We start from the raw sequence: 8,721 nt of genomic DNA on the forward strand, positions 1-8,721 counted from the left end.
ACCACGACGCGCATGACGATGACGACTAGCGCGGTTCCCGCTCTCCGGTCGCTGGAACGTGCCAGCAACGGCGGGGCGGGAACCGCACCCCCTCGCCCTGCGCCACCACGGCAGCCTCTCCGCCCGCAAGCGGGCGTGCGGCCGGTGGACCGGCGCGGGGCTGCGGGCGACCGGTCAGCCCGAGGTCCTGTGGAGGTCAGCCTGATGCCCGAGAAACCTCATCCAGCCGCGGCGGGCGGCCCCACCGGCCAGGGCGAGCGCCTCCGGATTGTCCCCTCTGCGGGGAGCACATGAAGAGTCCGAGGCGGCGTCGCCCCGGACTCTGCTTTCTACTCCTGCACGCGGTTTTCGGTGGTACCCCCGGCAGGACTCGAACCTGCGACATGCGGCTTAGAAGGCCGCCGTTCTATCCGCTGAACTACGGGGGCGAGACGGACGAGTCCGGCGGTCATCGCGCGCCGGGACCCATGTCTCCAAGAGCTTATTGTACCCGAAGTCGGAGTGTCCGGTCGCGAGCCGAATTCCGCACCGCGACGGTCATTGGCGATGGTCCGGGGTGGCAGTCAGTGCGTGCGCACCGGCGCCGGCGAGGGCGAGCCAGGAGCGGAGCTGGACCACGTCGGCGATGCCGCAGCGGAAGCCGATGTAACCGTCGGGGCGGACGACGACGATGCCCGTGCCGGGGATGCTCGTGAGCCGGTGGACCGCGACGTGGGGACCGAGCGATTCGTGCTCAATGGGCGCGGCGTCGCGGTGCAGCAGGACGTGGAACCCCGGCCGGGCGAGGAGCGCGTGAAGCCGGGTATGCCGGCCGTCGGCGGTGGTGACGGTCGCGTCCGGGAGGCGATGGCCGGCGCCCGGGCCTCCTGGAAGGGAGGGAGTGCCCTCGACTGACAGGGGACTATCCGGGTAGGCGACGCGTAACTGGGATACCCGGCGGACTCCCGCCGCGACCAGCCGGCGGCGACCGAGGATGACGGGGATCAGCGGCGCGCCGACGGGGGCAATCGTCCCGCGGAGCAGCGAGGGAAGCGGGCCGGTGGACGCCTCGCCCCAGAAGATCAGGTGGGTCAGCCGGAGGATCTGCCGCACGACGGGGCGGCGCTCGAAGTCGTAGGAGTCGAGTACGAGGTCCGGGTCTGAGGCTGCGGCGGCGCAGGCGAGTTTCCAGCCGAGGTTGACGGCGTCCTGGATGCCGGTGTTCATCCCCTGGCCGCCGCCCGGGGACGATACGTGGGCGGCGTCACCGGCGAGGAACAGCGGACCCTGGCGGAAACGGGATGCCAGCCCGAGCTGCAGCGCGTAGCGTGCCGACCACGCGAGGGCCGTGATCCGAGCGTCGACGCCCACGGCGTCGAGGAGTGCCTGCAACTCGGCGCGGGCGACCGGTGGACCTGGTTGACCGTAGTGGATTAGGTCGTGCCCGGCGGGACGGGTCGCCAAGATGCGCCAGGTTGCCTTCTCACCGAGCGAGAAGAGGAACACCAAGCCGCCACGCGCCGCCGCGACGTGGGCGACGCCGGGGGCGAGATCGGCGTCGATCTCCGCGTCGGCAATCACCACCTCTTCCCTGTACGGCTTGCCGCGCCACGCGATCCCGGCGAGGCGGCGCACGGTGCTCTCCGGGCCGTCGCACCCTGCGACGACGGTGCAGTCCACGTCGTGGAGTCCCGCGGGTGAGCGAATCGTGGCCCGGACGCCGGATGGCCCGTGCTCCAGATCGACGAGTTCGGTGCCGCGCTCCACCACGACGCCGCGTGCGGCGAGTGCCCGATCGAGAACGTCCTCGATGTCCGTCTGCCGCACCAGGGTCAGGTGCGGGAACGCCGTGTCCGGCAGCGCGAAACCGGCGAGGGTGACGCGGACCACCCGTGCGCCAAGGTGCAAGTGCACCTCCGGGGCGGTATCCGCCCGGTCCAGGATCGCCTCGGTGACACCCAGCGGGCGCAGAACCTCGAGGGTGCGCGGGTGCAGGATGAGGGCGCGGGACGGCCGCCATAGCTCGGCGCGCCGGTCGATGATTCTGACCCGCGCGCCGAGGGCGTGAGCCTGGAGTGCCAGAGTGAGGCCGGTTGGCCCTGCGCCGACCACGAGGACATCGGTTGCTTGGCTCATGACGTCGCCACCACCCGCCACCACGCCTTCGTGTCTGTGGATGTAGTGGCCCCGAGCCGCGCCGGAGCCGCAAGCAGGTCGTCCCGCCGCAGGCCGGGCAGTACCTGGTAGTGGATCGAGCCCGGCACGCACACCAGCGCGAGCACCTGCCAGAGGCAGCGAGCGTAGTGCTCGGCGCGGTCGGGACCGTCCCACTCGTACACCCCCCGGTAGACCCCGTGTTCGTCGTTGGCGAGCCACAGTTTGGAGACGAAGCCGGGGAAACCCACGAACAGCGGGGTATTGAGCAGGCTCTCCCAGCGGAACAAGGTGTGCCCCAGGCCGCGGACGGCCCGCAACCGGAACGCCACCACGAGGACGCAGGGGTCGGCGGGCACCCGGTCGACGACCGTCTCACGGTAGACCGGTGCGGACGTCCTGTCCGCGAAATGCAGGCACGAGCCAAGGTGCTCGTGCTGAAGATGTATCCGACGGCGAGCCGCCAGGTTGATGGTGCTGGCGACGCAGCGGACCTCTGCCCGCGCCGCGGTGCTGATGGGCAACGGAGTCTGGTCGTTCATGGTGCCCTCGCAATCAAGTCAGCCGCTCGGTGAGGACGGTGCTTCGCGTGCGGTGCGGCTCGGCTTCGGCGGGTCACATCCCTGTTATGCGGGTCATACAAGGTGCCACCGTTACGATAACCGGCCCACGATCACGTGCTCGCAACAGAACCTGCTAAGAAGTGTCAGATGCGTTGCTAATTCGGGGATCTAATTGCGGAAGTGGCTGGATCTCCGTCGCACGGGCGTGAAGGGTGGCACGGAGATTGTGACGGAATTAACATTCCATTGGACCGCCAGATCGGGTACGGTTTGGACAGGTCTGGTGGGCTAGTCGGACAGGTGGAACGACCGGCCTCACCTGGTATGGTACGCCGGGGAGCGCAATGAGGCGCTCGGAGGCCGAAGGTGACGGGAGTGGTGCCGTGGAGGTTATTTCCGCCGATGTGGCCGGCGTCACGCTCCTCGATCCACCGGAAGTCGTCTGTGTAGCGACCACGCGGGATCCCGCTCAGGTGGCGCGCTGGAGGGACAAGCTGGAGCGGGCGAACATGCCCGTCCGCACCCAGACGATCAGCGTGAGTCAGCCGGGGCAGGCGCGCGAGGTTGTCTACCTCCTCTACGTCCGGCCCTGCGATGAGGAGGCTGCCGTGCAATTGATCGGGTCGCAGCCGGGCCTCCCGATTTTCCCCCTCGCGCACCTTCGTCAGACCTGGTAGTGACGCCGAGAGTTGACCTCGGGGCACGGTTCCTGCTGCACGCGCGGAGGCGCGGAGGATTGGTGCCGCGTGACTGGCATCGGGTCATGCGATCGGGAACCTTCCCAGGGAACGCGACGTCTCATCAATAGGCGCGTCAACGGTGATGCGCCCCACGGGCGGTGCCCGTGGCATGACGGAGGATTAGAGTGACCGAACGAGAGTTGCTGCGAATCATCGCCGCCTCGCCGAGCAAGCCGGGCGACCTCGTCGTCGAAGACCGGCGCGGGGAGCGGCGGCTGTTCATCGGCTCCACCGGCACATTGAGCCGGGGGACGCTCAATCCCGACTTCGTGGCGGCGCTGCTGCGCAGCGACCGCTGGGAGCCGATCGACGACGACCAGTGGTACTCACTGGAGGAACTGCGACAGCGCTTCGCCTCGGGGCAACCAGAGAGTGAGCGCACCGGCGCGCGGCGGCTCGTCGCCGCGCTCGGAGGTCGCGCTCGCTGATTCGCAGGCGATCACGCACCCGGCACCGAGTGGTGCCGGGTGCGTTTTTTTGTGCCGTGTGGTGCAGCTCCCCTTGACAGCGCCGGCCGCTCCGCTAATATGTAGGTATCCTACATATTAGCACTGCGAAGGGAGGCCCCGCATGGCAGCAACCCAGATCCCCGGCTATCGCTACGGCGACCCGTCGCTCCCACCCTCGGCGCTCTCGCTCGGCGACCTGCACCGGATCCAGCAGGCGCTGCTCTTCAGCGAGGAGGATGTCCGGGCGCTGCGCCGAGCCGGGGAGATCCTGGCGCCGCAGGTCTCCGACATCCTCGACGTCTGGTACGGGTTCGTCGGAGCGCACGACTTCCTGCTTGCCTATTTCTCGACGCCGAACGGGCCGGATGCGGACTACCTCGCCCGGGTCCGAGCGCGGTTCGGTGAGTGGATCCTGGACACCTGCCGGGCCGAGTATGATGAGAACTGGCTGGCCTACCAGGCTGAGATCGCTCGCCGTCACTATCGGGACAAGAACAAGACGGATGGGGTGCAGGGCGCGCCGCCGTTCATCCATTTCCGCTACGTCAACGCCCTCGCCTACCCCATCTACGCGACGATCCGTCCGTTCCTGGAGAAGGGGGAGTCGGACCCGGCGGAGGTCGAGCGGATGCATCAGGCGTGGCTGAAGGCGGTGCTCCTGCAGGTGACCCTCTGGAGCCAACCGTACCTGCGAGAGGGAGCATTCTGACGGGTGAGCCTCTACGACCCTGAACGCCGGAGGAACGACCCGGCGGCTCGCGTCGGAATGGCGCTACTCCGCCTGGCCCAGGCGGTAAAGAAGCTGTCCCTCGCCGAGGCGGAGGAGCAGGGCCTGACGCCGGTGCAGGCGCAGGCGCTCCTGTTCATCCGCCATACCAAGCCGTTTCTCGCGTCGGTCGGACGGCTGGCGGCGGAGTTGGGGACGACCCACGCGACGGCGATCGGCGTCGTGGACGGCTTGATCCGACGCGGGCTGGTGACGAGAGAGCCGAGCCCGTTCGACCGGCGGGTGACGCTCCTCCGGCTCACCCCGGACGGTGAGGCCGTCTGCCGGAACCTCGACCGGCTGGGCCGGACGCTGGCGGACGCGCTCGGGCGGCTCGACGCCGACGATCTTCGGAGCCTGGAGCGGAACTTGGGGGCGCTGGTGTGGAGCCTGCGTGAGATGGGAGCGCTGCAGGTGAGCGAGCCGTGCCGCGGGTGCGTGCACTTCCGAGAGAACGCAGCACCGGGTGCGGCCGAGCCACACCACTGCGCGCTGATCGACCGCTATCTCTCGGAAGCGGACTCACGGCTCGCCTGCCCCGACTTCACGCCGATTGCGCTCGCGGGTCGGGACAGACCAGACGACACCAAATAGGCGGCGCGGGCGCACGGGCCAAACCACCGTGCGATGACCGCCTTCGGGGTCACACATCCGCGCAAGAACACCCGCCCTCCCGGTGCGGAGCCGGACGGCGGCCTTGACATCCCTGGCGGGGGTCTGATACATTGCTCACAATCTCATCTGGCGATGAGGGGAAGTAGTAGCGCGTTTCGGCGCACAGCGAGCCGGGGGACGGTGTGAGCCCGGTGCGAGCAGAGCGCGCGAACTCGTCCCTGAGCCGTCGGGGTGAAGCCGGCAGGTCTAGCTCCGACCGGGTCGCGTCCGTTAGCACGCGCAGAGTGGGCACCGCTTCGAACCGGAGCAGTGCCAAGTAGGGTGGTACCGCGGGTGAAGCCCGTCCCTTCCGAGGGACGGGTTTTTTGATTGCCGTGCGCGGCACGAGCGGATGGACGATAGGGTGATCGGGCAGATGGCAGCGCGCTACCTCGACCTTCTTGGGCTTTTCCTTCTTTCCCTTCTTCGGCCCCTTGGCGGGGCGAGAGGCGCGCTGGGAGGCTGCCCGTAACGCGGGCATACGCATCAGACCGGAAGACTCACCGGCCTCCCAGCACGGGAGGCCGGTTCGTTTATCCGGCACTTGTCAACACGGCGGATGGAAGAGGAGCGGAGGTTCCCGATGAGCGACAGGTTGATCATCTTCGACACGACGCTGCGCGACGGCGAGCAATCGCCGGGTGCGACGATGGCGACGCCGGAGAAGCTGGAGGTCGCACGAATGCTCGCGCGCATGGGCGTGGACGTCATCGAGGCTGGCTTCCCGGCCGCGTCGCCCGGAGACCTGGAGGCCGTGCGGACCATCGCGCGCGAGGTGAAGGGGAGCGTCATCTGCGCCCTGGCGCGGGCCAACGACCAGGACATCGACGCCGCCTGGGAAGGGGTACGCCCCGCGGAGGAGGCGCGCATCCACACCTTCATCGCGACCTCGCCGGTCCACATGGAGTACAAGCTCCGCATGACGCCGGATCAGGTCGTCGAGGCGGCGCGCCGGGCCGTGACGCGGGCTCGCGGCTATGTCTCCAACGTCGAGTTCTCGGCCGAGGACGCGACCCGCAGCGACTGGGACTTCCTCTGCCGCATCTTCGCCGTAGCGATTGAGGCCGGCGCGACGACGATCAACGTGCCGGACACGGTGGGCTACACCACGCCAGCCGAGTACGCGCGGCTCATCCAATACCTGATGGAGAACACGCCCGGCATCGAGAACGTCGTGGTCAGCGTCCACTGCCACGATGACCTGGGGATGGCGACGGCCAACACGCTGGCCGCGATCCAGGCCGGCGCGCGGCAGGCGGAGGTAACGATCAACGGCATCGGCGAGCGCGCGGGCAACACCTCGCTGGAAGAGGTGGTCATGGCGCTCCACACCCGCAAGGACTTCTACGGCGGGATCATGCCGCGCATCGAGACCCAGATGCTGGTCCCGGCGTCGCGGCTGGTCAGCCGGACGACCGGGATCGTGGTGCAGCCGAACAAGGCGATCGTCGGTGCCAACGCGTTCGCCCACGAGGCCGGCATCCACCAGGACGGCATGTTGAAGCATCGCGACACCTACGAGATCATGACGCCGCAGTCGGTCGGTTGGGAGGCGAGCCGGTTGGTGCTCGGCAAGCACTCCGGGCGTGCCGGCTTCACTGCCCGCCTCAAGGAACTCGGTTACGGCGATCTGAGCCGGGAGCGGATCGACGAGCTGTACCGGCGGTTCATCGACCTGACCGACCGGAAGAAGACCGTCACCAACGCGGACCTGATCGCGATCGTCGAAGAGGACTTGCAGCACGGGCCGGAGCGCTACGTGCTGTCCGGCTGGCGGGCGCATTCGGGGTCTAACGGCCAGGCCGAAGCCTGGGTCAAGATGGTCATCGACGGCGTCGAGCGGGAGGCATCGGCGGTCGGGAACGGGCAGATCGACGCGCTGTTCAAGGCGATCGACCGGCTGGTGAACAGCGGTTGTACGCTGGAGGCGTTCCACATCGACGCAGTCACCCCGGGCGAGGACGCGCAGGGCGAGGTGACGGTGCGCGTGCGCTGCGGCGCGAACATCTATAACGGCCGGGGCGTGGCGACCGACATTGTGGAGGCTGGAGTACGCGCCTACTTGATGGCGCTGAACCGGGCAGGGGTAGCAACGGAGGTGACGGTCTAAGCATGGGCCAGACGATGACCGAAAAGATCCTCTCGCGCGCGGCGGGTCGCCGGGTGGAGCCAGGCGAGATCGCCGAAGTCGCGGTGGATCTGGTGATGACCAACGACATCACCGCGCCGCTGGCGATCAAGGAGTTCAAGAAGACCGGGCTGGAGCAGGTCTTCGACCCGAACAAGGTCGTGTTCGTGCCGGACCATTTCGTCCCCGCCAAGGACATCAAGGCGGCCGAGCAGGCGAAGGTCATGCGCGAGTTCGCCGTCGAACAGGGGGCGATCTACTTCGAGGTCGGCCGCGCCGGCATCGAGCACGTGGTGCTGCCGGAGAACGGCCTGACGCTCCCCGGCCAGGTGATCATCGGCGGGGACTCCCACACCTGCACCTACGGCGCGTTCAACGCCTTCGCGACCGGCATGGGCTCGACCGACATCGCTGCGGCGATGGCGCTCGGCACCACCTGGGTGCGTGTGCCGCCGACGATCAAGTTCGTCTACAACGGCACGCTGCCCGAGGGCGTCGGCGGCAAGGACCTGATCCTCTACACCATCGGCCAGATCGGCGTGGACGGCGCGCTCTACGCGGTCATGGAGTTTACCGGCGAGGTGATCGACGCCCTCGACATGGACGGCCGCATCGCTATGGCGAACATGGCCATCGAAGCGGGTGCCAAGACCGGCATCTTCGCCTGCGACGATAAGACCCGCGAGTGGCTGGCCCGCGTCACCGATCGGCCGTATGAGCCGGTCGAGAGCGACCCCGACGCCGAGTACCTGAAGGTCATCGAGTTCGACGTGTCCAACCTCAAGCCGGTGGTGGCGCTGCCGCACCTGCCGTCGAACGTCTACCCGGCCGACGAGGTGGGCGACATGCCGATCCACCAGGTCGTCATCGGTTCCTGCACGAACGGCCGGATCAGCGACCTGCGCGAGGTGGCGAAGATCCTCAAGGGTCGCCAGGTGCACCCGAACGTGCGCTGCATCGTCATCCCGGGCAGCCAGGAGGTGGCCAAGCAGGCCACGCGCGAGGGACTGGCCGACATCTTCTTGGAGGCGGGCGCGATCTTCTCCACCTCCACCTGCGGCCCGTGCCTCGGCGGCTACATGGGTGTCCTGGCCAAGGGCGAGCGCTGCGTCTCGACCACCAACCGCAACTTCCGCGGGCGTATGGGACACCGGGAGGCCGAGATCATCCTGGCCGGTCCCCAGGTGGCGGCGGCCAGCGCGGTGCTCGGCCGTGTGGCCTCGCCCGCCGCGTTGAACTAATCGGGTAACGACGGGGCCGGCCGCCGCGCCGCCGGCCCGCCCGGGGG

Annotated in this window: 8 protein-coding genes, 1 tRNA gene and 1 other annotated feature; of the genes, 6 read left to right on the forward strand and 3 right to left on the reverse strand. The window is 68.5% G+C overall.

Going from position 1 to position 8,721, the window contains the following annotated elements; genetic code table 11:
* Window positions 1-352 precede the first annotated feature (352 nt).
* The 3 genes from IRZ30_RS13170 to IRZ30_RS13180 all read right to left on the reverse strand — a co-directional run bounded on the left by IRZ30_RS13170 (window position 353) and on the right by IRZ30_RS13180 (window position 2,675).
* A tRNA-Arg gene (locus IRZ30_RS13170) sits at window positions 353-428 on the reverse strand.
* Between the two features lie 109 nt (window positions 429-537).
* The gene (locus IRZ30_RS13175; protein ID WP_294085824.1) at window positions 538-2,115 is read right to left on the reverse strand and encodes an FAD-dependent monooxygenase; all 1,578 of its coding nucleotides are present in this window, start codon (window positions 2,113-2,115) and stop codon (window positions 538-540) included.
* Window positions 2,112-2,675, reverse strand: coding sequence for a hypothetical protein (locus IRZ30_RS13180; protein WP_294085827.1), 564 nt, complete (start codon window positions 2,673-2,675; stop codon window positions 2,112-2,114). Before IRZ30_RS13180 ends, IRZ30_RS13175 begins: the two co-directional genes overlap by 4 nt.
* A gap of 404 nt (window positions 2,676-3,079) precedes the next feature.
* Between IRZ30_RS13180 and IRZ30_RS13185 the strand changes: the two genes are divergently transcribed.
* The 6 genes from IRZ30_RS13185 (at window position 3,080) to IRZ30_RS13210 (ending at window position 8,674) form a co-directional block, all read left to right on the forward strand.
* Window positions 3,080-3,373, forward strand: coding sequence for a hypothetical protein (locus IRZ30_RS13185; RefSeq protein ID WP_294085829.1), 294 nt, complete (start codon window positions 3,080-3,082; stop codon window positions 3,371-3,373).
* A gap of 188 nt (window positions 3,374-3,561) precedes the next feature.
* Window positions 3,562-3,864, forward strand: coding sequence for a hypothetical protein (locus tag IRZ30_RS13190; RefSeq protein WP_294085831.1), 303 nt, complete (start codon window positions 3,562-3,564; stop codon window positions 3,862-3,864).
* A gap of 142 nt (window positions 3,865-4,006) precedes the next feature.
* Window positions 4,007-4,594: a protoglobin domain-containing protein gene (locus IRZ30_RS13195; RefSeq protein ID WP_294085833.1), complete on the forward strand. Its 588-nt coding sequence runs from the start codon at window positions 4,007-4,009 to the stop codon at window positions 4,592-4,594.
* Between the two features lie 3 nt (window positions 4,595-4,597).
* The gene (locus tag IRZ30_RS13200) at window positions 4,598-5,245 is read left to right on the forward strand and encodes a MarR family transcriptional regulator (RefSeq protein WP_294085835.1); all 648 of its coding nucleotides are present in this window, start codon (window positions 4,598-4,600) and stop codon (window positions 5,243-5,245) included.
* Window positions 5,246-5,389: 144 nt separating this feature from the next.
* Window positions 5,390-5,617: a binding site (T-box leader), on the forward strand.
* A gap of 271 nt (window positions 5,618-5,888) precedes the next feature.
* Window positions 5,889-7,415: a 2-isopropylmalate synthase gene (locus tag IRZ30_RS13205; protein WP_294085837.1), complete on the forward strand. Its 1,527-nt coding sequence runs from the start codon at window positions 5,889-5,891 to the stop codon at window positions 7,413-7,415.
* A 2-nt stretch (window positions 7,416-7,417) separates the two neighbouring features.
* Complete coding sequence (locus IRZ30_RS13210; RefSeq protein ID WP_294085839.1) at window positions 7,418-8,674, forward strand: 3-isopropylmalate dehydratase large subunit; 1,257 nt, start codon at window positions 7,418-7,420, stop codon at window positions 8,672-8,674.
* Window positions 8,675-8,721 lie beyond the last annotated feature (47 nt).

Source organism: Sphaerobacter sp. (assembly GCF_019683595.1).
GTDB lineage: Bacteria > Chloroflexota > Chloroflexia > Thermomicrobiales > Thermomicrobiaceae > Sphaerobacter.

What these genes read in the sequence shown, in the direction of transcription:
- IRZ30_RS13180 (WP_294085827.1), bottom strand. Translation starts at nt 2,675, where the DNA reads ATGAACGACCAGACTCCGTTGCCCATCAGCACCGCGGCGCGGGCAGAG.
- IRZ30_RS13210 (WP_294085839.1), top strand. Translation starts at nt 7,418, where the DNA reads ATGGGCCAGACGATGACCGAAAAGATCCTCTCGCGCGCGGCGGGTCGC.
- IRZ30_RS13175 (WP_294085824.1), bottom strand. Translation starts at nt 2,115, where the DNA reads ATGAGCCAAGCAACCGATGTCCTCGTGGTCGGCGCAGGGCCAACCGGC.
- IRZ30_RS13195 (WP_294085833.1), top strand. Translation starts at nt 4,007, where the DNA reads ATGGCAGCAACCCAGATCCCCGGCTATCGCTACGGCGACCCGTCGCTC.
- IRZ30_RS13205 (WP_294085837.1), top strand. Translation starts at nt 5,889, where the DNA reads ATGAGCGACAGGTTGATCATCTTCGACACGACGCTGCGCGACGGCGAG.